General features: G+C 60.4%; 24 protein-coding genes and 1 riboswitch. Of the genes, 18 read left to right on the top strand and 6 right to left on the bottom strand.

All coding sequences use genetic code 11. The annotated features are described in order from the left end of the window. The 4 genes from GH784_RS07625 to GH784_RS07610 are packed head-to-tail and all read left to right on the top strand — an operon-like array spanning window position 1 to window position 3,796. Entirely contained in the window at window positions 1-1,011 is a 1,011-nt protein-coding gene (locus GH784_RS07625) for a zinc-binding alcohol dehydrogenase family protein (protein ID WP_065705075.1), read from the top strand. Continuing rightward, complete coding sequence (locus GH784_RS07620) at window positions 1,008-2,141, top strand: mannitol dehydrogenase family protein (RefSeq protein ID WP_065705076.1); 1,134 nt, start codon at window positions 1,008-1,010, stop codon at window positions 2,139-2,141. Before GH784_RS07625 ends, GH784_RS07620 begins: the two co-directional genes overlap by 4 nt. Window positions 2,142-2,152: 11 nt before the next feature. Further along, the gene (locus GH784_RS07615) at window positions 2,153-2,482 is read left to right on the top strand and encodes an L-rhamnose mutarotase (RefSeq protein ID WP_003516404.1); all 330 of its coding nucleotides are present in this window, start codon (window positions 2,153-2,155) and stop codon (window positions 2,480-2,482) included. 36 nt (window positions 2,483-2,518) lie between these two features. Further along, window positions 2,519-3,796: an L-fuconate dehydratase gene (locus GH784_RS07610; RefSeq protein ID WP_003516405.1), complete on the top strand. Its 1,278-nt coding sequence runs from the start codon at window positions 2,519-2,521 to the stop codon at window positions 3,794-3,796. Here the strand turns inward: GH784_RS07610 and cobD are convergent. After that, on the bottom strand, window positions 3,778-4,824 hold the full coding sequence (cobD, locus tag GH784_RS07605; RefSeq protein ID WP_065705077.1) for a threonine-phosphate decarboxylase CobD: 1,047 nt from the start codon (window positions 4,822-4,824) through the stop codon (window positions 3,778-3,780). The two genes, GH784_RS07610 and cobD, sit on opposite strands and share 19 nt — an antisense overlap. Between cobD and cbiB the strand changes: the two genes are divergently transcribed. Further along, window positions 4,823-5,788, top strand: coding sequence for an adenosylcobinamide-phosphate synthase CbiB (cbiB, locus tag GH784_RS07600; protein ID WP_065705079.1), 966 nt, complete (start codon window positions 4,823-4,825; stop codon window positions 5,786-5,788). The two genes, cobD and cbiB, sit on opposite strands and share 2 nt — an antisense overlap. On the opposite strand, the gene GH784_RS07595 is transcribed toward cbiB, so the two are convergent. Continuing rightward, complete coding sequence (locus tag GH784_RS07595; protein ID WP_065705080.1) at window positions 5,775-7,232, bottom strand: cobyric acid synthase; 1,458 nt, start codon at window positions 7,230-7,232, stop codon at window positions 5,775-5,777. The genes cbiB and GH784_RS07595 overlap by 14 nt on opposite strands. Before the next feature lies 1 nt (window position 7,233). After that, window positions 7,234-7,851 (bottom strand): cob(I)yrinic acid a,c-diamide adenosyltransferase, encoded by a 618-nt coding sequence (gene cobO, locus GH784_RS07590; protein WP_035252400.1) that lies wholly within the window; start codon window positions 7,849-7,851, stop codon window positions 7,234-7,236. A 126-nt stretch (window positions 7,852-7,977) separates the two neighbouring features. Further along, window positions 7,978-8,192: riboswitch (cobalamin riboswitch) on the top strand. Between the two features lie 155 nt (window positions 8,193-8,347). On the opposite strand from cobO, the gene GH784_RS07585 reads away from it, so the two are divergent. Genes GH784_RS07585 through GH784_RS07555 form a run of 7 tightly spaced genes read left to right on the top strand, consistent with a single transcriptional unit; the run spans window position 8,348 to window position 16,630 of the window. Continuing rightward, window positions 8,348-8,734: a DUF1636 family protein gene (locus tag GH784_RS07585; protein ID WP_065705082.1), complete on the top strand. Its 387-nt coding sequence runs from the start codon at window positions 8,348-8,350 to the stop codon at window positions 8,732-8,734. Then, the gene (gene cobW, locus GH784_RS07580) at window positions 8,731-9,768 is read left to right on the top strand and encodes a cobalamin biosynthesis protein CobW (protein ID WP_013636993.1); all 1,038 of its coding nucleotides are present in this window, start codon (window positions 8,731-8,733) and stop codon (window positions 9,766-9,768) included. The genes GH784_RS07585 and cobW overlap by 4 nt, the downstream gene beginning before the upstream one ends. Before the next feature lie 5 nt (window positions 9,769-9,773). Next, complete coding sequence (cobN, locus tag GH784_RS07575) at window positions 9,774-13,124, top strand: cobaltochelatase subunit CobN (protein WP_065705084.1); 3,351 nt, start codon at window positions 9,774-9,776, stop codon at window positions 13,122-13,124. Continuing rightward, window positions 13,121-14,479, top strand: coding sequence for a precorrin-3B synthase (gene cobG / locus GH784_RS07570; protein ID WP_065705086.1), 1,359 nt, complete (start codon window positions 13,121-13,123; stop codon window positions 14,477-14,479). The genes cobN and cobG overlap by 4 nt, the downstream gene beginning before the upstream one ends. Then, complete coding sequence (locus GH784_RS07565; RefSeq protein WP_003516424.1) at window positions 14,476-15,108, top strand: precorrin-8X methylmutase; 633 nt, start codon at window positions 14,476-14,478, stop codon at window positions 15,106-15,108. The genes cobG and GH784_RS07565 overlap by 4 nt, the downstream gene beginning before the upstream one ends. Further along, complete coding sequence (locus tag GH784_RS07560) at window positions 15,105-15,872, top strand: precorrin-2 C(20)-methyltransferase (protein ID WP_111828566.1); 768 nt, start codon at window positions 15,105-15,107, stop codon at window positions 15,870-15,872. The genes GH784_RS07565 and GH784_RS07560 overlap by 4 nt, the downstream gene beginning before the upstream one ends. Next, window positions 15,869-16,630, top strand: a complete 762-nt coding sequence (locus GH784_RS07555; RefSeq protein ID WP_038492574.1) for a precorrin-3B C(17)-methyltransferase — start codon at window positions 15,869-15,871, stop codon at window positions 16,628-16,630. The genes GH784_RS07560 and GH784_RS07555 overlap by 4 nt, the downstream gene beginning before the upstream one ends. Here the strand turns inward: GH784_RS07555 and GH784_RS07550 are convergent. Beyond that, the gene (locus GH784_RS07550; protein WP_065705089.1) at window positions 16,597-17,379 is read right to left on the bottom strand and encodes a cobalt-precorrin-6A reductase; all 783 of its coding nucleotides are present in this window, start codon (window positions 17,377-17,379) and stop codon (window positions 16,597-16,599) included. The genes GH784_RS07555 and GH784_RS07550 overlap by 34 nt on opposite strands. On the opposite strand from GH784_RS07550, the gene GH784_RS07545 reads away from it, so the two are divergent. From GH784_RS07545 to cobM, 3 genes are read left to right on the top strand one after another with little or no spacing between them, the layout of a single operon-like run. After that, a complete protein-coding gene (locus GH784_RS07545) occupies window positions 17,378-18,655 on the top strand; it encodes a bifunctional cobalt-precorrin-7 (C(5))-methyltransferase/cobalt-precorrin-6B (C(15))-methyltransferase (protein ID WP_065705091.1) in 1,278 nt (425 codons plus the stop codon). The two genes, GH784_RS07550 and GH784_RS07545, sit on opposite strands and share 2 nt — an antisense overlap. Then, window positions 18,649-19,062 (top strand): cobalamin biosynthesis protein, encoded by a 414-nt coding sequence (locus GH784_RS07540; RefSeq protein ID WP_065705093.1) that lies wholly within the window; start codon window positions 18,649-18,651, stop codon window positions 19,060-19,062. Before GH784_RS07545 ends, GH784_RS07540 begins: the two co-directional genes overlap by 7 nt. Beyond that, complete coding sequence (cobM, locus tag GH784_RS07535) at window positions 19,059-19,832, top strand: precorrin-4 C(11)-methyltransferase (protein WP_065705095.1); 774 nt, start codon at window positions 19,059-19,061, stop codon at window positions 19,830-19,832. Before GH784_RS07540 ends, cobM begins: the two co-directional genes overlap by 4 nt. Here the strand turns inward: cobM and GH784_RS07530 are convergent. Beyond that, entirely contained in the window at window positions 19,787-20,917 is a 1,131-nt protein-coding gene (locus GH784_RS07530; RefSeq protein WP_065705097.1) for a cobalt-precorrin-5B (C(1))-methyltransferase, read from the bottom strand. The two genes, cobM and GH784_RS07530, sit on opposite strands and share 46 nt — an antisense overlap. Window positions 20,918-20,976: 59 nt before the next feature. Here GH784_RS07530 and cobA point away from each other — a divergent pair, with 59 nt between their 5' ends. From cobA to GH784_RS07515, 3 genes are all read left to right on the top strand, one after another. Beyond that, entirely contained in the window at window positions 20,977-21,765 is a 789-nt protein-coding gene (gene cobA / locus GH784_RS07525; RefSeq protein ID WP_153793304.1) for a uroporphyrinogen-III C-methyltransferase, read from the top strand. Beyond that, a complete protein-coding gene (locus tag GH784_RS07520) occupies window positions 21,762-23,078 on the top strand; it encodes a cobyrinate a,c-diamide synthase (protein WP_065705101.1) in 1,317 nt (438 codons plus the stop codon). Before cobA ends, GH784_RS07520 begins: the two co-directional genes overlap by 4 nt. A 123-nt stretch (window positions 23,079-23,201) precedes the next feature. After that, on the top strand, window positions 23,202-24,452 hold the full coding sequence (locus GH784_RS07515) for a cytochrome-c peroxidase (RefSeq protein WP_065705103.1): 1,251 nt from the start codon (window positions 23,202-23,204) through the stop codon (window positions 24,450-24,452). On the opposite strand, the gene leuB is transcribed toward GH784_RS07515, so the two are convergent. Next, a complete protein-coding gene (gene leuB / locus GH784_RS07510; RefSeq protein WP_003516442.1) occupies window positions 24,433-25,545 on the bottom strand; it encodes a 3-isopropylmalate dehydrogenase in 1,113 nt (370 codons plus the stop codon). The two genes, GH784_RS07515 and leuB, sit on opposite strands and share 20 nt — an antisense overlap. Window positions 25,546-25,707 lie beyond the last annotated feature (162 nt).

Here is a 25,707-nt window from a genome sequence, read left to right as displayed (position 1 = left end):
ATGCTGGCGATTTTCTGCGAGACCCCCGGTCAACTTGTCCCCAAGGAACTACCAAAGCCCGCCCGTGGCGAAGGTGAAGTGCTCGTGCGTATTCGTCGCATTGGTGTCTGCGGCACGGACCTGCATATTTTCACCGGTAATCAGCCTTATCTTTCCTATCCGCGCATCATGGGCCACGAGCTTTCCGGCACGGTGGAAGAGGCGCCGGAAGGCAGCCATCTTTCTGCGGGCGATGTGGTTACCGTCATACCCTATATTTCCTGTGGTGAGTGCAGCGCCTGCCGCAAAGGAAAGAGCAATTGCTGCCGCAACATCGGTGTGCTCGGCGTTCATCGCGATGGCGGCATGGTCGAATATCTGAGCGTTCCGCAGCAATTCGTGCTGAAGGCGGAGGGCTTGAGCCTCGATCAGGCGGCAATGACCGAATTTCTGGCGATTGGCGCGCATGCCGTGCGTCGTGGGTCGGTGGAAAAGGGTCAGAAGGTCCTGATCGTCGGCGCCGGTCCGATCGGCATGGCGGTTGCGGTTTTCGCCGTTCTCGATGGCGGTGAGGTGACGATGATTGACGGGCGCACCGACCGGCTGGATTTCTGCAAGGACCATCTCGGCGTTGCCCATACGGTGAAGCTTGGCGAGGGCGACAAGGATCGCCTGTCGGATATCACCGGCGGCGATTTCTTCGATGCCGTTTTTGATGCGACCGGTAATCCTAAAGCCATGGAGCGTGGCTTTTCCTTCGTCGGCCACGGTGGTTCCTATGTGCTGGTTTCCATCGTTGCCAGCGATATCTCCTTCAACGATCCGGAGTTTCACAAGCGTGAAACCACGCTGCTTGGCAGCCGCAACGCCACGCCGGAGGATTTCGAGCGGGTGTTGCAGGCGCTGCGGGAAGGCAAGGTACCGGAGGCACTCATCACTCACCGCATGACACTTGCCGATGTGCCTTCCAAATTCGCCGGGCTGACCGATCCAAAAGCCGGAGTCATCAAGGGCATGGTGGAGGTCGCATGACGACCGACACACCCATCCTGCAATTCGGTACCAGCCGCTTTCTTCTGGCCCATGCGGATTTGTTCATTTCGCAGGCGCTGGAAAAAGGCGAGGCTCTCGGGCGCATCGCAATCGTCCAGACGACCGGCAATGCGGAGAGCCTGAAGCGTGTGGCAGCATTGAACGATGGCACGCCCTATCCGGTGCGCATTCGCGGCATTCGCGACGGGCAAGAGGTGGATGAGGAAATTCCAGGTAAGGCTGTCGCGCGCGCGCTGACGGCGGCGGCCGACTGGGCCGAGGTGCGGCGCATCGCCTGCGGGGCAGGGGTCATTCTGTCCAATACGGGTGACCGCGGTTATGAGCTGGATTCGTTCGACGGGCCGGGTCTTGCCGACGACTTCACGCTTGTACCAAAGAGTTTTCCTGCAAAGCTCTGCCTGTTGCTGCTGGAACGTTTTCAGACCAATCCGGAAGCCCCTATATCGATCTTTCCTTGCGAGCTTGTTCCGCGCAACGGCGACCGGTTGAAAGAGGTTGTTCGCCAGCTTGCCGACGAATGGCAGCTGCCGGCGGGTTTCGGCTTCTACCTGAATGAGAAGTGCCGTTTTGCCAACAGCCTTGTAGACCGCATCGTTTCCGAGCCGATCGATCCGGTTGGCGCAGTTGCCGAGCCCTATGCGCTTTGGGCAATCGAGAAGCAGGAGGGCCTTGTTCTGCCCTGCACCCACCCTGCGGTGGTGCTGACTGATGATCTCGACCGCTATGAAAAGCTGAAGCTGTTCCTGCTCAATCTTGGCCATTCCTATCTGGCGGAGCGATGGTTGCGGGATGCCCGTGCGAAAAACGAGACCGTGCGGCAGGCAATGGCCGACGATGCGCTTTCGGGAGATCTGGAAACGCTCTGGCGGGACGAGGTTCTGCCGGTCTTTGCCGCAGAAGGCATGGGGGAAGAAGCGCAAGCCTATATCCGTGCGGTGCGGGACCGTTTCCTGAATCCCTTTCTCGCCCACCGGCTCGCGGACATTTCAGGCAATCACGATGAAAAGAAACGCCGTCGTTTTGTCCCGGTCATCGCTGCGGCGGAACGTCTGGGGTTAAACGTGCCGCAGCAGAAACTGCGTGCGGCGCTCGCCACCATCAAGCGATAACGGAGTTTTGTATGCAGCGCATGGGAATGGTCATCGGCGTCAAACCGGACATGATTGCGGAATATAGAAGACTGCACGCCGCCGTCTGGCCCGAAATTCTGGCGCTCATCAGCGATTGCAACATACGCAACTACACGATCTTCCTGCGCGAACCGGAAAATCTGCTGTTCGGATATTGGGAATATCACGGCACCGATTTCAGCGCCGATATGGCGAAGATGGCGGCAAGCCCAAAGAACCAGGAATGGTGGTCTTTCACCATTCCCTGCCAGCAACCACTCGAAAGCCGCAAGGAAGGCGAGTGGTGGGCAATGATGGAAGAAACCTTCCATCACGACTGAACGATTTCCTTTGACACTGACCGCGAGTGAACGGCCATGACCAAAATTACTGATCTGCGAGTTTTCGACCTGCGTTTTCCGACCTCCCAGAGCCTTGATGGTTCGGATGCGATGAACCCCGACCCGGATTATTCGGCGGCTTACGTCATTCTCGACACCGACGAACCGGAACTGAAAGGTCACGGGCTGACCTTCACCATTGGCCGCGGCAATGAGATTTGCTGCATGGCCATCAAGGCGATGCGCCATCTGGTGGTGGGAACCGATCTGGCGACGGTGACCGAGAACCCCGGCAAATACTGGCGCCACCTAACTGGTGATAGCCAGCTTCGCTGGATCGGCCCGGACAAGGGCGCGATGCATCTCGCCACCGGCGCTGTCGTCAATGCTGTCTGGGATTTGCTGGCCAAAAAGGCGGGTAAGCCGGTCTGGCAGCTTGTTGCCGATATGAGCCCTGAAGAAATCGCCGATATCGTCGATTACCGTTATCTAACTGACGTGCTGACGAAGGACGATGCGCTTGCGATCCTCAAAAAAGCCGAAAGCGGCAAAAAGGAACGTATCGAGACGCTGAAGAACGAAGGCTACGCCTGCTACACCACATCAGCCGGCTGGCTCGGTTATGACGACGCCAAGCTGCGCCGTCTTTGCCAGGAAGCGATAGATGCCGGTTTCAACCATGTAAAGATGAAGGTTGGCCGTGATCTCGAAGACGATATCCGCCGCCTCACCATCGCCCGCGAGGTGATCGGCCCCGACCGTTATCTGATGATCGACGCCAACCAGGTGTGGGAAGTGGATCAGGCGATTGAATGGGTCAAGCAACTTGCCTTCGCCAAGCCCTTCTTCATTGAAGAGCCGACCAGCCCGGACGATGTCGCCGGCCATCGCAAGATCCGTGCAGCCATCGGCTCCGTGAAGGTGGCAACCGGCGAAATGTGCCAGAACCGTATCATGTTCAAGCAGTTCATCGCCGAAGGTGCAATCGACGTCGTGCAGATCGACAGCTGCCGCATGGGTGGTCTCAACGAGGTGCTGGCGGTTTTGTTGATTGCTGCCAAATACAATTTGCCGGTCTGGCCGCATGCCGGTGGCGTCGGCCTTTGCGAATATGTGCAGCATCTGTCGATGATCGACTATCTCGTGGTTTCCGGCACCAAGGAAGGCCGCGTGATCGAATATGTCGACCATCTGCACGAGCATTTCATCGAACCCTGCGATATTCGCAATGCCGCGTACATGCCGCCGAAGCTGCCCGGTTTCTCCATTGAAATGAAGCCGGATTCTATTGCGACCTACACGTTCAAGGGATGATTGAAGGATAACAGCGCTTCCGTGAGGCGCTGCCACTCCGCTTCGCTGCCGGGAAGGCCGAAACGCATGTCGTTCGGCCTTTCATCAAAAATGCGCACCAGAATGCCGTGCAGGCCAAGGTGATCGAACAGTTCTTTGGCCCGGTGGTCCCGCACCAGGGTAAACAGGGACGTACCGCCGGCAATCTTCAGGCCCGCTTTTTCCAGCAATTCACTCATACGCTGTGCTTCTGCCGCAAGCCGGAGGCGCATGGATGATTGCCATTCCCTGTCCGCCAAAGCCTGCATCGCGATATTGAGCGCCGGCCCGGATACTGCCCAGGGGCCAAGCCTTGCCTCCAGTTCGGCAGCGATGTCGGGATGCGCAAGCGCAAAACCGAGCCGGACCCCTGCCATGCCATAGAACTTGCCGAAGGATCGCAGTACCACCAGCGCGTCGCGCCCTGCGGCATTTGCAAGGCTTTCCGTATGTCCCGTCTCGATAAAGGCCTCGTCTACGACGAGCAGGCCGCCTTTGCGGCGCATCGCCTCGGCCAGCGACAACAAAGCTTCTCGATCCGTGATGCGACCATCGGGGTTGTTGGGATTGACCACCACCGCATAGTCGTAAGCTGACAGACCACTGATATGGTCTACCTCGGTCACTGCCAGTCCGGCCATGCGCGCGGTTCGGGCATGTTCGGCATAAGCGGGGGAGAGCACGGCTCCGCTTTTCGCTCCGCGTTCGAGTGCCAGGTGAGCCAGCAATGGCATCAGCATCTGGGTGCCGGGGGACAGAGCCACATGCCCGGCTGATGGTGCGCCGAAAGAGGCGACGGCCAGCCTTTTCAATTCTTCGGCCGCGTCAGGCTCCGGCAGGCGGGCAAATGCGCTGGCGGGAACGGGAGAATGCGGGTAGGAGTGCGGATTGATCCCGGTCGACAGGTCGATCCACGGTTCCGGCGCTTCAGGAAACATCAGACGCGCCTTGCCGAGATTGCCGCCGTGACGGATCGTAGCCTGCGCCTTTTCCGGTACCTTATCGCCCATGTTCTTCGCTCTCGCTTTTCTGTCGCTCTTGATCGAACGCCTGACTGGATATCCGGACTGGCTGTTCAAACGCATCGGTCATCCCGTCACCTGGATCGGTTCGCTTATCGCGCTGCTGGACAAAAAATGGAACCGGGAGAGTGCTTCATTTTCGCAGCGCAAGGCGGCAGGCGTCGTGGCGCTTTCCGTTTTTCTGGCGCTGACGGTGCTTGTTGCATGGTTAGTGCAATCGGTTCTGCTTTTATTGCCCCTTGGTCTGTTGCTTGTTGCGGTGCTTGGGGCGTCACTTCCGGCCCAAAAAAGTCTGGAACAGCATGTGGAGGCCGTCGCCATTGCGCTGGAACGCGAGGGGATTGACGGCGGGCGCAAAGCTGTCTCCATGATCGTCGGGCGCGATCCGCAGGCGCTGGATGAGGCGGCAATCTGCCGGGCGGCGATTGAAAGCCTGGCTGAAAATTTCTCTGACGGCATTGTCGCCCCTTCCCTCTGGCTTGGTCTTCTGGGGCTGCCAGGCGGTGCGGGTTATAAGGCAATCAACACGGCCGACAGCATGATCGGTCATCGCTCGCCACGCCATGAGGCCTTTGGTTGTGCGTCGGCCCGGCTGGACGATCTGGTCAATTTGCCGGCATCGAGACTGAGCGGCGGTCTTTTCGTGGTCGCCGCGTTTTTCGTGAAGGGTGCATCACCGAAAGGGGCAATTGCCGCGATACGCCGCGATGCGCGGCATCACCGCTCTCCCAATGCCGGCTGGCCGGAGGCGGCATTGGCCGGGGCACTGGGCTTTGCGCTGGCCGGGCCGCGCTCCTATGGCGGGCAGATGATCGAGGCTCGTTTCATGGGCGAAGGCGGAAGAGCGACACTGGTTGCTGGCGATATTCGCACAGCGCTCAGGCTGGCGAGGATCGCAGACTTCCTGCTGATCGCGCTGTTCGGATTGCTGGCAATCCTTATCGCGCTATAGAAAGCAGTCTGTCGAGATCGAGGTGGTTCTCCATATGGGCCGCCAGGCGATCAAGAACGGCATCCACCTGCGCATCATAGTTCAATTCAGTGCCCTGCCCACCAAGCCGCTCAAGCCACGCCCCGCGTTGGCGGTCATCCGCAAACAGGCCGTGGATATAGGTGCCTAAGATGCGGCCATCGGGCGAAATTGCGCCATCGGCATGCCCGTCAATGGTCGAAAATGGCAGGTTGCACGCAGCACCCGTCGTCTCGCCAACATGCATTTCATAGCCGGATAAGGGAATTCCGTCGAAACTCTGTCCCTGCACGGAAACGAGCCTCTTGTCGCCGGTCAAAACCGTCGTCACATCCAGCAGGCCCAACCCCTCGACCGTCATTGGTGGTCCTTCGATGCCGTCAGGGTCGGCAACGGTTTTTCCAAGCATCTGGTATCCGCCGCAGAGACCGAGAACATAACCGCCGCGGCGCACATGTGCCTTGATGTCGATGTCGAGGTCTGCATTTTTCAGCACGGCGAGATCAGCTATGGTGGATTTCGAACCGCAGAGCAGAACCAGCCGGCAATCGGCGGGAATGGTCTCGCCCCGCCGCACTCGGATCAGTTCCACATCCGGCTCCATGTCGAGCGGATCCAGATCGTCGAAATTGGAAATATGCGGCAGGATCGGCACCGCAATGCGGATTTTCGCGCCGGGCTTTTGTTGCGCTGGGCCAGTAAGCCCAAGGGCGTCCTCCGCTGGCAATTTCGCAGCATCGGAAAAATGCGGCAATAGCCCGATGGACGCCCAGCCGGTCTTTTCCGCGATCATCCGCATGCCGTCTGAAAACAGCATAGGGTCACCGCGAAAGCGGTTCACGATGAAGCCCTCTATCATCGCGGCATCACCACGTTCGAGAACGGTTTTTGTGCCCACGAGGCTGGCGATGACCCCGCCCCGGTCGATATCGCCGATCAGAATCACGGGAGCATCTGCGGCGCGGGCAAAACCCATATTGGCGATGTCGTTAGCGCGGAGGTTGATTTCGGAAGCACTTCCCGCCCCTTCCACCAGCACCAGATCGGCCTGTTGTTTCAGGTGCTCGAAGCTCTCCAGCACACGCGGCATCAGCCCGGCTTTCATGTGCTGATAATCGGCAGCTTTGGCATTGCCGACAATTTTGCCCTGTACGACGACCTGTGCGCCGGTTTCGCTCTGCGGCTTTAAAAGCACCGGGTTCATGTGAACCGACAGCGGAACGCCTGCCGCCCGCGCCTGCAGCGCCTGCGCGCGACCGATCTCGCCGCCATCGGCGGTGACCGCCGCATTGTTCGACATGTTCTGCGGCTTGAACGGCATGACGGACAGGCCACGCCTGATGAAGGCGCGGGCAAGGCCAGCCACCATCAGCGATTTGCCGACATCCGAGCCGGTTCCCTGAAACATCAGCACACGTGCAGTCATGTCAGTATTCTATCCCGGCCTGCGCCTTTACGCCCGCCTTGAAGTGATGTTTGACGAGGGTCATTTCCGTCACCATGTCGGCAGCGTCGATCAACGGCTGTTTGGCGTTGCGGCCGGTAACGATGACATGCAGATCGGATCTACGGTTGGAAAGCGTTTCGACGACCTCTTCCAGCGGCAGGTAATCATAGCGGAGCGCAATGTTCAGTTCGTCGAGAACCAGCAATCCGATCGTTTCGTCGGCCATCAGTGCTTTCGCTTCCTCCCAGGCCTTTGTAGCTGCCGCGACATCGCGCTTCAGGTCCTGCGTGTCCCAGGTAAACCCCTCGCCCATGGTGCGCCATTCCACCCTGTCGCCGAACAAAGTCAGGGCCTGCTGTTCACCCGTCGACCATGCGCCCTTGATGAATTGCACGACGCCGACCCGCCGCCCGGTGCCGAGCATGCGCAAAGCAAGGCCGAAAGCGGCCGTGGATTTGCCTTTGCCAGGGCCGGTATTGATCATCAGCAGACCTTTTTCGATCGTCTTTTCCGCGACTTCGGCATCCTGAACCGTCTTGCGGTTGACCATTTTCTGCCGGTGGCGTTCGGCTTCGCTGTCGCTGATATCGCGTGTCATCGCGTTTTCCTTCTCGTCCAGCGGCGCGGGACCGTATGCCCCGCCATTCGGAGCGGCGACTATACTCAATTTGCCGCACCCGGCAATCGACAAGCCGGCAGCATTGACCGTCACGCCCGTTCAGCCTAAGGGTAAGGCACTGACGGTCTTTTCCCGGCAACGGGAAAAGCTAAGAGGGAACACGGTTCCACCCCATAACGGGTCATTCCGTGGCTGCCCCCGCAACTGTAAGCGGTAAGCCCGCACTATGAAGCCACTGGACCATAAAATTGGCCCGGGAAGGTGGTGCAGGGTGTTTTAAAGCCGCAAGCCAGGAGACCTGCCGTTTCAGGAAAAAACGTCTCCCGGGCGGGGTGCTCCGGTCAGCCGGTCGAATTGATTTGCAGCCGCGCTTTTCAGTGCGCTGTTTTCGACATCCGCACCCCGATGAGTTTAAAGGCGCGGAAAGCGGAACGGTTTGGATATTACCACAACATCTTCTTGTGCGGACGGGACAATGGAAGTCAACACAGCTTCCGGCGTGGTCGTTTTTGTCTGCCGAAGCTGTCGCGACGACACCGATCCCAATGCGGAGCCGCGCCCCGGCACCATCCTTGCGGAAGCTGCCATCGCAAAAGCGCGTGACTCCGGCATCGATGTTCGCTCCGTCAATTGCCTTGCCAATTGCAAACGAGGCCTCAGTGCCGTGCTGCGCGGTGCCGATGGCTGGTCCTATGTATTCGGCGGGCTGACGCCCAACGATGCGGAAGACCTGCTCACGGGCGCACAAATGCTGGCCGCCTCCGCAGATGGCCTGATGCCCTGGCGCTGCCGCCCCGACACATTGAAGCGCGGCATGGTGGCGCGCATTCCCCCATTCGATTTTACCGAGGAGAGATCATGAGCACCCTTCTGGACCGCGTTCCCTGCACCATCGTCACCGGCTTTCTGGGGGCTGGAAAAACCACGCTGCTGCGCGGTCTCCTCGAAAAGCTTGATGGCAAGCGGCTTGCCATCATCGTCAACGAATTCGGTGATATCGGCATCGATGGCGATATCCTCAAGGGATGCGGCATTGAGAGCTGCCCGGAGGAAAACATCGTTGAGCTGGCCAATGGCTGCATCTGCTGCACGGTGGCGGATGATTTCCAGCCGGCCATCGAACAGATTCTGAGCCGCCAGCCGAAGGTGGAGCACATCCTCATCGAGACCTCCGGCCTTGCCCTGCCCAAGCCGCTGGTGCAGGCATTTCAATGGCCGGCCATCAAGAGCCGCGTGACGGTTGACGCTGTGGTTGCCGTGGTGGATGGCGCTGCCCTTGCCGAGGGTCAGGTGGCGCATGACATGGAAGCCCTTGCCGCCCAGCGCGCAAATGACGAAGCCCTCGATCACGACGATCCGGTCGAAGAGGTTTTCGAGGACCAGATCGCCTGTGCCGATCTTATCGTGCTGACCAAGGCGGATCTGCTCGATAGCGCCGGTCTGGAAAAGGCGAAGGCTCATATTCTCGAGCATTTGCCGCGGGCCGCAAAGATCGTCGTCGCCTCGAATGGCGTCATCGATCCGGCCGTGCTGATCGGCCTCGGTCTTGCGGTTGAAGAGGATATCGAAAACCGCCGCACCCATCACGATGGTGAACTCGACCACGAACATGACGATTTCGACAGCTTCGTCATCGACCTGCCGGCCGTGACCGATCCGGAAGCGCTGGCGGCTCGTATCGCCGAGACGGCGGCTGCGGAAAATGTTCTGCGCATCAAAGGTTTCGTCGAAGTATCCACCAAGCCGATGCGCCTGCAGGTGCAGGCAGTCGGTAGCCGCGTCAACCATTATTATGACCGTCCCTGGGCGGCCGGTGAAGAGCGCCGCAGCCGCCTCGTCGTCATAGGCGAAAAGGGCCTCAACCGCGAAAAGATCGAACAGATGCTGGCCGCCTGATAGAAATGCACATTCTCGCCACCACATCTTCGTCTCTGGACGACCTGATCGAGCCGGTTGATCTCAACCAGCCGCGATCGGATGTGGTGATGCTGTCTTTTTCGGCAAGCGATCTTGCCGGGCTGGAACAGGCATGGCGGCAGGCAGAGGGCGCGCTTCCGTCCCTGTCCGCTGCCAACCTCTCCGAGCTTCGGCATCCGATGTCGGTCGATCTGTGGATCGAAAAGACGGCCGAACATGCCCGTGTCATCCTTATCCGGATTCTCGGCGGCGCGGAACGCTGGCGCTATGGCGTCGATCAGCTCAGCACGATGGCGCGGCGACGTGGCATAAAACTTATGCTCCTGCCGGGTGAATGCAGTGAGAGAGACGAAAAGCTCGAAGCGGCCTCGACTGTTGATCGCCAGACGTTGGCGTCCGTCCTCGCCTTCTTCCGCGAGGGTGGGCGGGAAAATATGGACCGGCTTGCCATTGGTCTTGCTGCCCTTGTAAGTGGTGGCGCATGGCCAGATATCGAGGCTCAACCGCTGCCGAAAGCCGGCTTTTACCGGCCGGGTAACGGCGTCGTGGATCAGGCGGAAGCCTGCGCCGGTTTTCCCGCCGGTGCAGCTGTCCTTCCCATTCTCTTTTACCGCTCCATGCTTCTTGCTGCCGATGCGGCGCCCGTGGATGCGCTTTTTCACGCGCTCTCTCAGCGCGGTTTTGCGCCATTGCCGATTTTCGTCAGCGGCCTCAAGGATGGGGAGGCGATCCGCTTTCTCGAAACCGTACTGCCCGAACTCCAGCCCGCCGCCATCGTTGCCGCCACGGCTTTTGCCAGTCAAATGGACGACAGCGGTAAAACCCTGTTTGACCGCCTCGGCGTGCCGGTGTTTCAGGTGGTTATGGCGACGACGCGACGGGACGGCTGGGCGGAAAATGCGCGCGGTCTCAACCCTTCCGATCTTGCCATGCATGTGGTTCTGCCGGAACTCGATGGCCGGATTCTTGCTGGCGCAATCTCGTTCAAGCAGGTGCGGACTGATGGCGGTATCAGCCTCATCAATGTACCGGAGGCTGATCGCGTCGAACAGGTGGCAAACCGAATCGCTGCCTTTCTGCAATTAAAACAGTCCACGCCACAGGAACGGCGGATCGTCATTCTGATGCCGGATTATCCCGGTGCTGCGCCGGGGCGCACGGGTTATGCCGTTGGTCTCGATGTGCCGCAAAGCGTGCTTGAAATGCTGCGCGATCTGGCCGCGGCAGGATATGTGGTTTCGGATATTCCCGAAACGGCGCGGGCTTTGCTGGATTGTGTCGAGCAGCAGGAAGCGGCTGTCGGACTTTTAGACTATCGTGATTTTCTTTTGGGTTTGCCTGAAGGGGTTGCCGCCTCCGTGGATAGCACGTGGGGTTCGGCCGAACAGGACGACGCACTAGCCGACGGCGCATTCCGTTTTCGCGTCGCCCGTTTCGGCCAGATATTCGTGGCCCTGGCACCGGATCGTGGGCGAAATGAGGATCGGCGGGTGGATTACCATGACCCTGCCCTGCCGCCACGTCATGCGTTGGTCGCTTTCGGCGCCTGGATGCAGCGTGTCGCAGGGGCGCATGCCATTGTGCATGTCGGTGCGCATGGCACGCTGGAATGGCTGCCCGGCAAGACAGTTGCGCTTTCCCGCGATTGTTTTCCTGAAATCGTCACCGGGTCTTTGCCGGTGGTCTATCCGTTCATCGTTTCCAATCCGGGCGAAGCGGCGGTTGCCAAACGGCGGATCGCTGCTGTCACGATCGGCCATGTTCCGCCTGTGCTGGTAGATGCCGGGCTTTCGCCGGAACAATCGGCTCTTGAACAGCTCGTCGACGAATATGCGCAGGCAGATGGGCTCGACCGCCGCCGCCGCGACCGGCTGGCGAAACTGATCGTAGAGAAGGCGCTGGAAACCGGTCTTGCGGCGGATGCCGGTGTCGGTGCAAAGGACGATGCCGATGCGGCGCTGTCGCGCATCGACGCCTTCCTCTGCGACCTCAAGGACTTCGCTATCAAGGATGGCCAGCATGTTTTTGGCCGCAGCCCCGAAGGCGAGACCGATCTTCTGAGGCTTGAAAGTGCTGCGGCGGAAAAAACGGCGCTGCTTGCCGCGCTCGATGGCCGCCATATTGTCCCCGGTCCTTCCGGCGCACCCGCGCGCGGGCGTCTCGATGTCCTGCCGACGGGCCGCAATCTTTATGCTGCCGATCCGCGCACCATGCCGACGCCGACGGCTTTCGAGCTGGGCCGCATGGCGGGCGAAGAAGTACTTCGGCACCATCTGCAATCCCATGGCGACTGGCCGAAACATCTGGTTTTTGATCTCTGGGGCAGCGCCAGCCTGCGCAATGGCGGCGAGGATGTGGCGCAGGCGCTGCATCTGATGGGAGCGAGACCGATCCATGACCTGGCGACGGGCCGCGTCACAGGCATCGAGGTTCTGCCGCCGGCCAGTATCGGGCGGCCGCGTGTCGACGTCACATTCCGGATTTCCGGCCTGTTCCGCGACATGTTTCCGGCGTTGATCGCTCTTCTAGACGCCGCCGCCAAGGCTGTCGCGCGGCGGGATGAAGCGCCGGGTGACAATCCGCTGGCGGAAGAAGCGGCGGCACTCGGGCATATACCGGCACGCATCTTCGGCTCCGCACCCGGCACCTATGGTGCGGGCACTGAGGAGAAACTCGCCAGCGGAAAATGGGAAGAACGTGAGGAACTAGGGCAAGCCTATCTGGATGCGGCAAGCCATGCCTTTGGCGGTGCGGATGGGCTTGAGATTTTCGAGGATGCCGGTTTTGTCGAGCTGGTGCGCCGTGCCGACCTTCTCGTTCACACCGGTGACGATCCGGGCCGGGATCTTCTCGACGGCTCGTCAGATGTCGCCTTCATCGGTGGTTTTTCCGCCGCAAAAGCACTCCTTGGCGGCGTTGCCGATATTGTGGCGCTGGATACGACCGATCCCGCGCGTCCGCGCGCGCGATCCATTTCGCAGGCGCTGACGCGCGTTGTTCGGGCCCGCGCCGTCAATCCGCGCTTCATTGCCGGCCAGATGCGGCACGGCCCGCGCGGGGCGGCGGAATTTGCCGAGACGGTTGACCGGCTGATCGGTTTTGCGGAAACCACCCATGCGGTATCTTCCTCGCTGATCGAGGCGCTTTACGACGCCTATTTCGGCAATGAGGATGTTCGCGATTTCATCCTGCGGGAAAATCCGAAAGCGGCGGAGGTCATGGCGACGCGCTTTTTATCCGCCCGTCGTCGCGGGTTGTGGCACAGCCGCCGCAATGCAGTGGATGCGGAACTTGAAATGCTGATCCTGCCCCGTTCTGAAAGGGTCGGCGCATGAGGACGGCCCCTTCCGATCCGGTCCAGCCGTTTGGCCGCCGTGGGACGTGTCCGGCCTTATCGACCCCGATGCTGACCGGTGACGGATACCTGTCGCGCATCGCATTCGAGGCGGATATTGCGCCCCATGATATGATAGCACTTTGCGAACTTGCCGAGCAGCACGGCAACGGGCTGATAGACATCACGGCACGCGGCAGCCTGCAATTTCGCGGCCTGACGCGGGAAAGCGCCTGCGACCTGGAGAATGATGTTCTGGCGCTCGGTTTGCCGCTTCGCGACGGACTGGCAGTCGAGACCTCACCTCTTGCCGGTCGGGACGATCGGGAAATCTCCGATGGCAGTGCCATTGCGGATGAGATTCGCAGAGAGGCTGCTGCGCTGGCGCTGCATGAAAAGCTCGCCGCCAAAATGTCCGTCATCATCGATGGGGGCGGCCGTCTTTCCATGGGCGATTTGCTGGCCGATATCCGTCTGAAGGCGGTGCGGCTCGATCATCGAGTTTTCTGGCAATTGCTTGTCGGAGGTCCGGAGAGCAAGGCGCTACGGGCGGGATTTGTTGAAGCCGACAAGGCAGCCGATGTGGTCCTGTTGCTGCTCGTCCATCTGGCCGGCAAAGGACCGCTTGCCCGTGGCCGCGATCTGGATTTGCGGACGATAAAGGCGATTTGCGGAGACCGCCTGGTAGATAGCGAGAACGAAGGCGAGATGCCTGCGCCTTCTTCGCCCCTGGGGCTGATGGCGGCCGGTAATGGTACCTTTGCTGCCGGTATCACTCCTGCTTTCGCGCAAGTTCGTGCTTCCGATCTGTCGCGGCTCTGTGGACTGGCGCGCGCATTTGATATCGAAACATTGCGGCCGTCGCTCAATCATAGCCTGCTATTTTTCGGGTCGCGGGATGCTTGCGATGCGCTGATGCAAACCGCGGACAGTGCCGGTTTCATCACAAGGGCAGGGGATGCGCGATCTTCCATCGCTGTCTGTCCCGGCACGCCGGGATGCGCTTCGGCTTTCTTTCCCACACATGATCTGGCGGCCTTTGCATCGCGGGAACTAGCTTCCATGCTCGATGGCTCCTTCACATTGCATCTCTCCGGCTGCGGAAAGGGTTGCGCGCATCCCGCCCCGTCGTTTTTGACCTTTTCCGGTACCGCCGATGGTCTGGCCTTTTCGTTTTCGGGCCGCGCCTGCGACCCGCAGGACGGTATTTTACCTTTCGAGCAACAGAGGACGGCGCTTTCGCGGCTTGCCCGTCTTTGCGAAAAAGAACATAAGCCCGGGGAAAACGCTGCCGACCTGCTTGCCCGTCTGGGTAAGGAGGCAATCGTTGCCGCGCTTCGACAGGATGACCGATGACCGACCATGACTATATTCGCGACGGCAATGCGATTTACGAGCGCTCCTTCGCCATCATTCGCGAGGAAGCGGATTTGTCCGCTTTTACCGAAGATCAGGCGGATATCGCCATTCGCATGATCCATGCTTGCGGGCTGGTGGAAGCGGCCAGCCATTTCCGTTTTTCTCCGGATTTCGTTGTCGCTGCACGTGGTGCTTTGCTGGCGGGCAAGCCCGTTCTGTGCGATGCGGAAATGGTCGCCCACGGCGTGACCCGCGCCCGCCTTCCGGCCAATAATGACGTGATCTGCACCCTTCGCGATCCGCGCACCCCTGAGCTTGCGAAAACGATTGGCAATACCCGTTCCGCCGCCGCACTCGATCTCTGGGCGGAAAAGCTGGACGGTGCTCTCGTTGCTATCGGCAACGCGCCGACAGCGCTGTTCTATCTTCTGGAGATGCTTGAAAAGGGCGCTCCACGTCCAGCTGCCATCATCGGCATGCCGGTCGGTTTTGTCGGTGCGGCGGAATCAAAGGATGCGCTGGAGGCTAGTTTGCTCGGCATTCCCTATGCCATCGTCAAGGGACGCATGGGTGGATCGGCCATGACGGCCGCTGCCGTCAACGCCGTTGCGAGGGCAGGTCTGTGAGCGCGGCTCTTTTCGAAAATTCCAAGGGTAAACTCGTGGGCGTCGGCACCGGCCCCGGCGATCCAGAGCTTCTCACGCTGAAAGCCGTGCGCGCCATCGAAAATGCCGATGTCCTCGCCTTCTTCTGCAAGAAAGGCAGCAGCGGCAATGGTCGCGGTATCGTTGAGGCCTTCATTCGTCCGGGCACACTGGAAATGCCGCTGGTCTATCCGGTAACCGTCGAGAGCGACAAAAACGGCGAGGATTATCGCGGTGCGATCGCCGCATTTTTCGATCAGTCGGCAATGGATATTGCTGCCCATCTCGATGCCGGGCGCAATGTCGCCGTGCTGTCGGAAGGCGATCCGCTGTTTTACGGTTCCTATATGCATCTTCATCTGCGGCTTGCGCCTTCCTATGAGGCGGAGGTCGTTGCCGGCATTACCGCCATGTCCGGCTGCTGGTCGATGGCCGGTCTACCGCTGGTGCAGGGTGACGATATCTTGAGCGTGCTTCCCGGCACGCTGGCCGAAGATGTGCTGACAGAGCGTCTGTCCGGCACGGATGGCGCCGTGATCATGAAGGTCGGGCGCAACCTGCCGAAGATCCGCCGGGCGCTGGAAAAGGCCGGCAAGCTTAATGAAGCGCTGTATGTCGAGCGCGGCACCATGGTGAACAGCCATGCGGTGCTGCTGATCGAGCGGGACGCATCGCCCGCCCCCTATTTTTCGCTGGTTCTGGTACCTGGCTGGAAAACCAGACCCGCTGGCGGTGAAGCGCCATGACCGGCAGGCTGGTCGTTGTCGGCCTTGGCCCTGGCAGTTCTGCGCAGGTGACACCGGAGGCGCTCGCCGCCGTTGAGGCGTCGGAGGATTTCTTCGGTTACATTCCCTATCTCGATCGGCTGTCGCTCAGACCCGACCAACGTCGCCATGCCTCTGACAATCGCGAGGAAATCTCCCGTGCCGAACAGGCTCTGCGGCTTGCAGCCGGGGGCGGCAAGGTCTGCGTGGTTTCGGGCGGCGATCCCGGCGTTTTTGCCATGGCGGCGGCTGTTTGCGAGGCGATTGAACATGGCCCGCGCGAATGGCGCGAAATAGACTTTTCGGTCGTGCCGGGCGTGACGGCCATGCTTGCGGTTGCTGCACGAGCCGGCGCGCCGCTCGGGCATGATTTCTGCGCCATCTCGCTGTCGGACAATTTGAAGCCCTGGGGCATTATTGAAAAGCGGCTGATCGCGGCTGCGGAAGCCGGATTCGTGATGGCTTTCTATAATCCCGTCAGCAAGGCGCGCCCGCACCAGCTTGGCACGGCCTTCGATCTTTTGCGCGCACATTTGCCCGGCTCGGTGCCGGTGATCTTTGGCCGTGCGGCAGGCCGTGCGGATGAGCGCATCCGGGTCGTGCCTTTGTCGGAAGCATCGAGCGACATGGCGGATATGGCCACCTGCATCATCGTCGGTTCGGTTGAAACCCGTCTGATCGAGCGTTCGGACAAAGATCCGCTGGTTTACTCGCCGCGTTTTTCGAAAAGAGAAAGCTGATGGCGGATGGCGGTGAGCGCAGTCGCTATATCCGGCACGTTCGCGCCATCGAGGATTGCGGCGTTCAGCTGTGGCGGCCGCTCGATCATGATAACCGACAGGCCAAGCCGCCTCGCCGCTTCGATCTTACCGTAACTGGCGTTGCCGCCGGAGTTCTTGGAAACCACAGTGCCGATACGGTTTTCCTCCAGCATGCGGATCTCTTCATCCAGCGCAAAGGGGCCGCGCGCTGTAATATAGCGAGCATCCGGCACCTTCAGCGGCGGCTCTACCGGATCAACGCTGCGAATGAGATAGCTGTGTTGGGGTGCGGCCTCGAAAGGAAGAAGTTCCTGCCGGCCGAGCGCCAGAAACACCCGCTTGCCTTCATCGCCGAGCGCGATAACAGCCTGTTCGACGGTATCGACCCTCTGCCATTTGTCATCCGGTTGGCGGTCCCAGGCGGGGCGAGAAAGTGCTACAAGCGGAACTTTGGCAAGTCTCGCCGCCTCCACGGCATTTGCGGAAATCCTCGCCGCATAGGGATGGGTGGCGTCGACCAGAATATCGAAATTCCCGGTGCGGATGAAATCCGCCAAACCCGCAGCACCGCCGAACCCGCCACTGCGCATCGGCACCGGCTGTTCCACTGGCGAAAGCGTACGCCCGGCCATGGAAAGCAGGATTCGGTAGCCGGAGTCCACCGCCAGCTTGCCGGCCAGAATGCGAGCATCCGCCGTGCCGCCAAGGATGAGTATGGAGCGTGTCATGACGTCTGAATATTCCGGAACGGGCAACGCTTCCACTCAAAAGAAGGCTTCCACTGAAAAGAAAGGCAAGCCATGGCTTTTCATCGTCGGCATTGGCGAAGATGGGCTGGATGGGCTCGGTCGGAATGCCGTGGCGGCAATAGAGGCGGCCGAGATTGTTTTCGGTGGCAAACGCCATCTGGAACTGGCGGCTGCAGCCATTCGTGGTGAGGCGCGCCCTTGGCCGGTGCCGTTCGATGCGGAGATGAGCGATGTCGTGGCGTTGCGCGGTAGACGGGTCTGCGTGCTCGCCTCCGGCGATCCGTTCTTTTATGGCGCCGGCGTCACACTTCTGCGGCGGATACCGTCGGAGGAGACAGTCTGCTATCCCTCACCTTCAGCCTTCTCCCAGGCCGCGGCGCGGCTTGGCTGGGCCTTGCAGTCGACCGAATGCGTGTCGTTGCACGGGCGTTCCATCGATCTTTTGCGACCGCATCTGCATCCCGGAGCGAGGATCATCGCGCTTACTTCGGATGAGCGCGCGCCCTCTCTCATCGCGGAATTGCTGTCTCAATCCGGTTTCGGCCAGTCGGAATTTGTCCTGCTCGAAGCTTTGGGCGGAAAGCGGGAGAGGCGGCGGCAAATCAGGGCGGTCGATTTTACCTTTGACGACATCGATCCTTTGAACGTCGTGGCTATCGATGTCGTTGCTGCTGAGGGCGCACGCGTCCTGCCTTTTGTGCAGGGGCTGGATGACAGCCTGTTCGAACATGACGGGCAGATCACCAAGCGTGAAATCCGTGCCGTGACGCTTTCATCGCTGGCTCCGCGCCGGGGCGAGCTGCTGTGGGATATCGGTGCCGGTTCGGGTTCGATTGGTATTGAATGGATGCTGTCGCACCCCTCGCTCCGTGCCATCGCCATAGAACAGCATCCGGAAAGAGCCGAACGTATCGCCCGCAATGCCGAGGCGTTTGGCGTTCCGGGGCTTGAAGTCATGATCGGTGCAGCACCTGCGGCTTTTGAAGGCCTGCCTCAACCGGATGCGATCTTCATTGGTGGTGGTGGCAGCGAAACGGGCGTGTTTGAGGCTGCTCTGGAGGCCTTGAAGCCAGGCGGGCGGCTGGTTGCCAATGCGGTGACGCTTGAAATGGAAGCGGTGCTGCTTGCGGCCCATGCCAGATTCGGCGGTTCGATGATCCGTCTCGATGTGTCGCGCGTTGTTGCTGTCGGCTCCATGTCGGGCTGGCGTCCGGCCATGCCGGTGACGCAATGGAGCTGGGTCAAGCCATGGTGACTGTCGCTGGCATAGGCTGCCGCAAGGGCACGGGTTCAGATGCAATTATTGCAGCCGTGCACGCTGCCGAGCTTGCTTTTGGCATGACCGTTGAATGCTTGGCGACTGCGCCGCTCAAGGCAAAAGAAGCTGGTCTTGTGGAAGCGGCGAAACGTCTGGCGCTGCCGCTTGAAATCGTATCGAAGGAACAGCTCGAGGCGGCTGCTTCGAAAACAATGACATTTTCACAGGCAAGCCTTGATCATGCCGGGACGCCCAGCGTCAGTGAAGCGGCGGCACTTGCTGCCGCCGGAGAAAATGCGCGGCTGGTCGCGGCGCGTCTCGTGGTTGGCGATGTGACGGTAGCCATCGCCACGACGAACGACGCGCGAAATGACCGCGCCATCGAACATGGAGAACAAAAATGACGGTTCATTTCATCGGCGCCGGTCCGGGCGCCGCCGATCTCATCACGGTGCGCGGGCGCGATCTTATCGCTGCCTGCCCGGTCTGCCTTTATGCCGGCTCGCTGGTGCCGAAGGCGCTGATCGAGTATTGCCCGACGGATGCACGCATTGTCGATACGGCAGCACTGTCGCTTGATGAGATCGAGGCGGAGTTCGTTGCGGCGGCAAAGGCCGGCAAGGATGTGGCACGGCTGCATTCCGGTGATCTGTCCGTCTGGAGCGCCATGGGTGAACAGATCCGCCGGCTGGAACGGCTGGGTCTCGATTATACCGTGACTCCAGGTGTGCCCTCTTTCGCTGCTGCCGCTGCCACCCTGCAGCGGGAATTGACGGTGCCGGAAGTGGCGCAAAGCCTTGTTCTGACCCGTATTTCGGGCCGCGCTTCGAAAATGCCCGAGGGCGAGACGCTGAAAGCCTTTGGTGCGACGGGGGCGACACTTGCCATCCATCTCGCCATCCATGCCATCGGCAAGGTGGTGGAAGAACTGACGCCGCTTTATGGTTCCGATTGCCCAGTCGCCATCGTTGTCCGCGCCTCCTGGCCGGATGAGCGGGTCATTCGCGGCACGTTGTTCGACATCGAAGGAAAACTGGCGGCCGAACCGGTGGAGCGGACGGCGCTGATCTTCGTCGGGCATGGGCTTGCCTCTACGGATTTTCGCGAGAGCGCACTTTATAGTACCGATTATGGCCGGCGGTTCCGCTCCCCGAAGGAAGATGCGAAGGGCTGATGCGACGGCGTAGAGGCGGTGCGTCCCTTGAGCGTGCCCTGACGATCGAACACCAGAATATCAAGCTCGATGCCGGGCACCTTCAAAGCGGCAGCCGCTGTTACCCAGGCTTTTTCCGCAACGATCGCACCGAGGTCTATCCCCGCGCGTTCGGCCAGCTCAAAGGCGTGCGCAACCATGTTGGCCTGACGAATGGCGAGGGCAAGATTTTCATCTCCGCCAGCCTCGGTTGCGAGTACCGCCAGCGCATCAAGATCGGCCAGGCCTTTCTTGGAATGAACGTCCAGCATGCCCTGGGCGAGCTTCGTCATCTTGGCGACGCCGCCGGCAATGGTTACCCGTTCGACGGGGTGGCTGCGCAGATATTTCAGCATGCCACCGATAAAATCACCCATGTCGATCAGTGCGGTCTCTGGCAGGCCGTACACTGCCTGCCCCGCCTTTTCCGAGGTGTTGCCGGTCGCGCCGAGCAGATGGGTGCAGCCGGTGGCGCGCGCCACATCGATGCCGCGCCAGATGGAGTGGATCCATGCCGAGCAGGAAAACGGGATGACGATGCCGGTGGTGCCAAGGATGGAAATGCCGCCGACAATACCGAGCCTGCCATTCAGGGTCTTTTCCGCGATTTTCTCGCCGTCCCGAACGGAAATCTCGACTTCGAAATCGGCATCGTCACCGGCTACTTCGCGAATGGCGGTTTCGATCATCTTGCGAGGTACGGGATTGATCGCGGGTTCGCCCGGCGGAAGGGGCAATCCAGGCCGGGTGATGGTGCCGACGCCTTTTCCGGCCTTGAAGGTTATGCCGCTGCCGGGCTTTCCCCGTCGCACGGTGCTTTCGATAAGCGCACCATGGGTCACGTCGGGATCGTCGCCTGCATCCTTGACGACGCCGGCTCTTGCGAAGTTTTCACCTTTTTCCTCGGTGGCGAGAAAAAATGCCGGCCTCGCGCCGCTTGGAAGTTCGACTTCGACAGGGTAAGGAAACTCGCCGGTCAGAAGGGCAGCGCAGGCCGCCTTCGTGGCGGCTGCCGCGCAAGTGCCCGTGGTCCAGCCGCGGCGAAGGGTCTTTCCATCCGTTTCCATATGAATTCCTATAGCCGGGACGGCTATTTCCGTCATCGTTAAAAAAGCAGCCGAGAAGAATGTCGATAGCGCAGGTTTTGAACAGCATCGCCGCAAAAGGTCCGGTCTTTGAGGACGGGCATGTCTGGCTCGCAGGCGCGGGTCCGGGCGATGTGCGTTATCTGACGCTCGAAGTGGCGCTCGCGCTTTCGCAGGCCGATGTGATCGTGCGCGACGCGCTGGTGAGCGACGATGTCGTTTCCCTCGGGCCCCAGGCTGAAATCGTGTTTGCCGGCAAGCGCGGCGGCAAGCCGTCGGCAACACAGGACGACATCACCGCCTCCCTGATTGATCTCGCCCGACAGGGTAAGAAGGTGTTGCGGCTTAAGGGTGGCGATCCGTTTATTTTCGGGCGTGGCGGCGAAGAGGCGGAGGCGCTTGTCCGCGCCGGCATCTCATTTCGTATCTTGCCGGGCATGACCTCGTCGCTTGCAGCCCTTGCTTCAGCGCGCATTCCCGCCACCATGCGCGGTATCAGCCGCGCTGTCACGCTTGCCACCGGCCATGCCGCCGGGACCGAAGAGGATCTGGATTGGCTGGAATTGGCGAAGACACAGGAACCCATCGTCGTTTATATGGGGCTTAAGAACATAGGCTCGATCGCCGGTCTTCTGATGCAGGGCGGTCGTTCGGGCAAGACGCCGGTCGCCGTCATCATGTCGGCAACGACCGCGCAAGAACGGATTTTCATCGGCACACTGGAAAGCATAGCTGACGATGCAAAACGGGAAAAATTCGAGGCGCCGGCGCTGATCGTTATTGGCGAGATCGTTTCGATGCGCGACCGACTTGGGGTGCCGACCTTATGACCACACGGGCGATCATCATCGGCGCACCGCGCTCTGGATCCGGCAAGACCAGCGTAACAATCGGCTTGCTCAGGGCCTTTGCCCGGCGCGGCATAAAGGTGCGCGGCATCAAGACGGGGCCGGATTATATCGACCCCGGCTTCCATGCCTTCGCCACCGGCACATCCGGCCTCAATCTCGACAGCTGGGCCATGCAGCCGGAATTGCTTCGACACCTGCTGTTGCAGCAGGCTGATGGTGCTGACCTCGTTTTGATCGAAAGCGCCATGGGCCTGTTCGACGGTATCCCCGTGGCGGAAAACCGCACCGGTTCTGCGGCGGATCTGGCCCGGCTGTTCGGCATTCCCGTGCTGCTGGTGTTGGATGTGTCGGGTCAATCGCAGACAGCCGCTGCTGTTGCCTATGGTTTTGCCCACTATGATCCTGTTGTCACCATGGCGGCGGTGGTGCTGAACCGCGCCGGCAGCGAAAGACACCGGACGCTGTGCACGGAGGCCATCGAAAAAATCGGTCTGCCTGTCGCAGGATGCGTCATGCGTGATCCGTCACTCATCCTGCCGGAACGGCATCTGGGGCTGGTGCAGGCCAGCGAACATCCGGAAATCGACGCGCATATAGAACGGCTGGCGGATGCGATGGAAAGGTCCATTGATCTCGATGCCTTGCTTTCGCTCGCTGCGCCTGTAGATGTGCCCTCCGGCTCGGTGGAGGCAGCGATTGCGCCGCCCGGCCAGCGCATCGCGCTTGCAGACGACGCGGCTTTCACCTTTCTTTATCCGCACCTCAAGAACCACTGGCATGCAGCGGGGGCGGAGATCGTGCCCTTCTCACCGCTGGCCGACGAGGCGCCCGATGAGACCTGCGACATTTGCTGGCTGCCAGGTGGTTATCCCGAACTTTACGCTGAAAGGCTTACCGATGCTGCCGGGTTTAAAGCGGGGATTGTCCGTTTTGCCGAGACGAAGCCGGTGCATGGCGAGTGCGGCGGCTATATGGTTTTGGGAGCGGCGCTGGAAGATGCCGATGGTGTCACCCATGCCATGACCGGGCTTCTGTCACATGCCACCAGTTTCGCCACGCGCAAGATGAACCTCGGTTACCGGCAGGCTGCAATCGTGGCAGATGGGCCGCTGGGCAAAGCGGGCGAAGTTCTGCGCGGCCACGAGTTTCACTATGCGCGTGTTATCGATCCGGGTCACGATGAGCCTTTCGCTCAGATCGCTGACGGACAGGGTCGTCCGCTCGGCCCCTCCGGTGGCAGGCGGGGTCTTGTTTCAGGCACTTTCTTCCACGCGATAGCCAAAGCCGGGTAAGCAATTTGGCGTCCGGATGCGGGGTTGCGTCAAAGTGGAGCGGGCTGAGAAAGTTTGTAGTCTGGTGCGATAGGTAAGTGCTATATAGCCACTGTCGTCCCGAGTTTCCGAAACGCTATTTCAATGAAAAGACTGCGCCTATTCATTTCTGCCGCCCTTGCCGTGGCCATGATACCGGTTCCGCTCGAGATCGGTGCTGGTCAAATGCGGGCTCATGGCGGCGAAGATTATGCAACGCTTGAAAAACTCGGCGCGGCGCTGTTCGATGATGCCAATCTCTCCATGAACCGGACGATGGCGTGTTCCACCTGCCATATGCAGGCGGCGGGTTTTTCCGATGCGCGCGAAAGCGACAAGGTCGGGCGGGACGTCTCTCTCGGCGATGACGGGATTTCGCTGGGCGACCGCAATGCGCCGACTGCAGCCTATGCCCGGTTCACGCCGCCATTCGGCAGGAACGCTGCGGGAGAGTATGTCGGCGGGCAATTCTGGGATGGTCGTGCCTCCCTGCTGGAAGACCAGGCGGGTGGACCACCGCTCAACCCGATCGAAATGGGCATGCCGGATAAAGCCTCTGTCGTCAAACGGCTGAAGGAAAACCCTGATTATGTTGCGGCGTTCGGCACACAGTTCGGCAGCGATGTTTTCCAGAGTGACGAAGGCGCCTTTGCTGCGATGACCAAGGCGCTGGCGAGCTTCGAGCGTTCCGATGAATTCTCCACCTTCGATTCCAGGTATGACCGTTTCCTGCGCGGCGAAGAAAAGCTGACCGATCAGGAGGAGCTGGGCCGGGTTCTGATCTCCTCGACACAGTTCACCAATTGCAATACCTGCCATGAAATCCGTGGCGCCAAGGGTTTGGAAGACGGCCTCTTCACCAACCACAAATATTTCAACATCGGTGTTCCGGCCAACACGTCGGTCAGGGCAGCCAACGGCTCCAAGCCGGATGCGGTCGATCTCGGATTGGCGCAAAATCCCGCCGTGGCCGGCGATCCGGCTCAGCGCGGCAAGTTCAAGGTGCCTACTCTTCGCAACGTCGCCGTCACTGGTCCCTACATGCACAATGGCGTGTTTAAGGATCTGCGCACGGTGGTGCTGTTTTACGTGAAATACAAAAGCAAGAAACCCAGCCGGCAGATCAACCCTGAAACGGGTAAAACCTGGGATGCGCCGGAAGTGCCTGATAATATCGCTATGACAGAGCTGACTTCCGCACCGGCGCTGGACGACAAGCGTGTGGACGCCATCGTCGCCTTTTTGAAGACGCTGACTGACAAAAGATATGAACATCTTTTGCCAAAGGAAGATGGGCAAGCGACCGTGCCGCCTGCCCAACCGGTTGCCGTCAGCGTTACGCCGAAAGCGCCTTGAATTCTGCGAGAACCGCGTCACCCATTTCGGAGGTGCTGACCTGACGGGAACCGTCGGACATGATGTCGGCGGTGCGGATGCCCTTGTCGAGCACGTTCGCAATTGCAGTTTCGAGCTTCGTTGCCTCATCAACCATATTGAACGAATAGCGCAGGCACATGGCGAATGACGCGATCATGGCAATGGGGTTGGCGATGCCCTTGCCGGCAATGTCAGGTGCCGAACCGTGCACCGGCTCGTACATGGCCTTGCGCTTGCCGGTCTTGGCATCTGGTGCACCAAGCGATGCCGACGGCAGCATGCCGAGCGAGCCCGTCAGCATGGCAGCGACGTCGGAAAGCATGTCGCCGAAGAGGTTGTCGGTCACGATCACGTCGAACTGTTTGGGCTTGCGCACCAGCTGCATGCCGCCGGCATCGGCCAGCATATGCTCCAGCTGAACGTCCTTGTATTTCGCAGCGTGGGTTTCGGTGACGACCTGGTTCCACAAAACGCCAGACTTCATGACGTTGCGCTTCTCCATGGAGCAGACGCGGTTGTCGCGTGTGCGTGCCAGTTCGAAAGCGACGCTGGCGATGCGCTCGATCTCGAAGGTGTCGTAGATCTGCGTGTCGATACCGCGCTTCTGGCCGTTGCCGAGGTCGATGATCTGCTTGGGCTCGCCGAAATAGACACCGCCCGTCAATTCGCGGACGATGAGGATATCGAGACCCTCTACCAGCTCCGGCTTCAGTGAGGAGGCTTCGGCAAGTGCCGGGTAGCAGATGGCGGGGCGCAGGTTGGCGAAAAGTTCGAGATCCTTGCGCAGGCGAAGCAGGCCGGCTTCCGGGCGGTGTTCGTAGGGAACGCCATCCCACTTCGGGCCGCCCACGGCGCCAAACAGGATCGCATCGGCGGCAAGGGCCTTTTCCATATCTGCGTCGGAAATCGCGACGCCATGGGCATCATAAGCGGAGCCGCCGACCAGACCTTCCTGCGTGGTGAAGCCGGCATTTTTCGCGCTGTTCATATAGTCGATCAGTTTGCGGACTTCGGCCATGGCCTCGGGGCCGATACCGTCACCGGGCAGAAGGAAAAGCGTGCGGACTGTCATGAGAACCCTCCTTGGGCGGCGCGCCGGAAACCATCATGAAGGGTTTTCGATTGCGGCGAGCGCGGCGTCAAACTCGTTTCCGTCCTGCCGCCTCACAAGTCACATCGCCAGCCGAACGGGATCGGGGGCTTCTTATCCCCGCCTCAACGGCATTTCAAGCAA

It is taken from the genome of Agrobacterium tumefaciens (assembly GCF_009649785.1).
Lineage (GTDB): Bacteria > Pseudomonadota > Alphaproteobacteria > Rhizobiales > Rhizobiaceae > Agrobacterium > Agrobacterium tumefaciens.
This window is presented reverse-complemented; position numbering and strand designations above follow the sequence as displayed.

Coding starts and splice junctions, on each gene's coding strand:
- GH784_RS07625 (WP_065705075.1), top strand. CDS start 1: ATGCTGGCGATTTTCTGCGAGACCCCCGGTCAACTTGTCCCCAAGGAA.
- GH784_RS07620 (WP_065705076.1), top strand. CDS start 1,008: ATGACGACCGACACACCCATCCTGCAATTCGGTACCAGCCGCTTTCTT.
- GH784_RS07615 (WP_003516404.1), top strand. CDS start 2,153: ATGCAGCGCATGGGAATGGTCATCGGCGTCAAACCGGACATGATTGCG.
- GH784_RS07610 (WP_003516405.1), top strand. CDS start 2,519: ATGACCAAAATTACTGATCTGCGAGTTTTCGACCTGCGTTTTCCGACC.
- cbiB (WP_065705079.1), top strand. CDS start 4,823: ATGTTCTTCGCTCTCGCTTTTCTGTCGCTCTTGATCGAACGCCTGACT.
- cobD (WP_065705077.1), bottom strand. CDS start 4,824: ATGGGCGATAAGGTACCGGAAAAGGCGCAGGCTACGATCCGTCACGGC.
- GH784_RS07595 (WP_065705080.1), bottom strand. CDS start 7,232: ATGACTGCACGTGTGCTGATGTTTCAGGGAACCGGCTCGGATGTCGGC.
- cobO (WP_035252400.1), bottom strand. CDS start 7,851: ATGACACGCGATATCAGCGACAGCGAAGCCGAACGCCACCGGCAGAAA.
- GH784_RS07585 (WP_065705082.1), top strand. CDS start 8,348: ATGGAAGTCAACACAGCTTCCGGCGTGGTCGTTTTTGTCTGCCGAAGC.
- cobW (WP_013636993.1), top strand. CDS start 8,731: ATGAGCACCCTTCTGGACCGCGTTCCCTGCACCATCGTCACCGGCTTT.
- cobN (WP_065705084.1), top strand. CDS start 9,774: ATGCACATTCTCGCCACCACATCTTCGTCTCTGGACGACCTGATCGAG.
- cobG (WP_065705086.1), top strand. CDS start 13,121: ATGAGGACGGCCCCTTCCGATCCGGTCCAGCCGTTTGGCCGCCGTGGG.
- GH784_RS07565 (WP_003516424.1), top strand. CDS start 14,476: ATGACCGACCATGACTATATTCGCGACGGCAATGCGATTTACGAGCGC.
- GH784_RS07555 (WP_038492574.1), top strand. CDS start 15,869: ATGACCGGCAGGCTGGTCGTTGTCGGCCTTGGCCCTGGCAGTTCTGCG.
- GH784_RS07545 (WP_065705091.1), top strand. CDS start 17,378: ATGACGTCTGAATATTCCGGAACGGGCAACGCTTCCACTCAAAAGAAG.
- GH784_RS07550 (WP_065705089.1), bottom strand. CDS start 17,379: ATGACACGCTCCATACTCATCCTTGGCGGCACGGCGGATGCTCGCATT.
- GH784_RS07540 (WP_065705093.1), top strand. CDS start 18,649: ATGGTGACTGTCGCTGGCATAGGCTGCCGCAAGGGCACGGGTTCAGAT.
- cobM (WP_065705095.1), top strand. CDS start 19,059: ATGACGGTTCATTTCATCGGCGCCGGTCCGGGCGCCGCCGATCTCATC.
- GH784_RS07530 (WP_065705097.1), bottom strand. CDS start 20,917: ATGGAAACGGATGGAAAGACCCTTCGCCGCGGCTGGACCACGGGCACT.
- cobA (WP_153793304.1), top strand. CDS start 20,977: ATGTCGATAGCGCAGGTTTTGAACAGCATCGCCGCAAAAGGTCCGGTC.
- GH784_RS07520 (WP_065705101.1), top strand. CDS start 21,762: ATGACCACACGGGCGATCATCATCGGCGCACCGCGCTCTGGATCCGGC.
- GH784_RS07515 (WP_065705103.1), top strand. CDS start 23,202: ATGAAAAGACTGCGCCTATTCATTTCTGCCGCCCTTGCCGTGGCCATG.
- leuB (WP_003516442.1), bottom strand. CDS start 25,545: ATGACAGTCCGCACGCTTTTCCTTCTGCCCGGTGACGGTATCGGCCCC.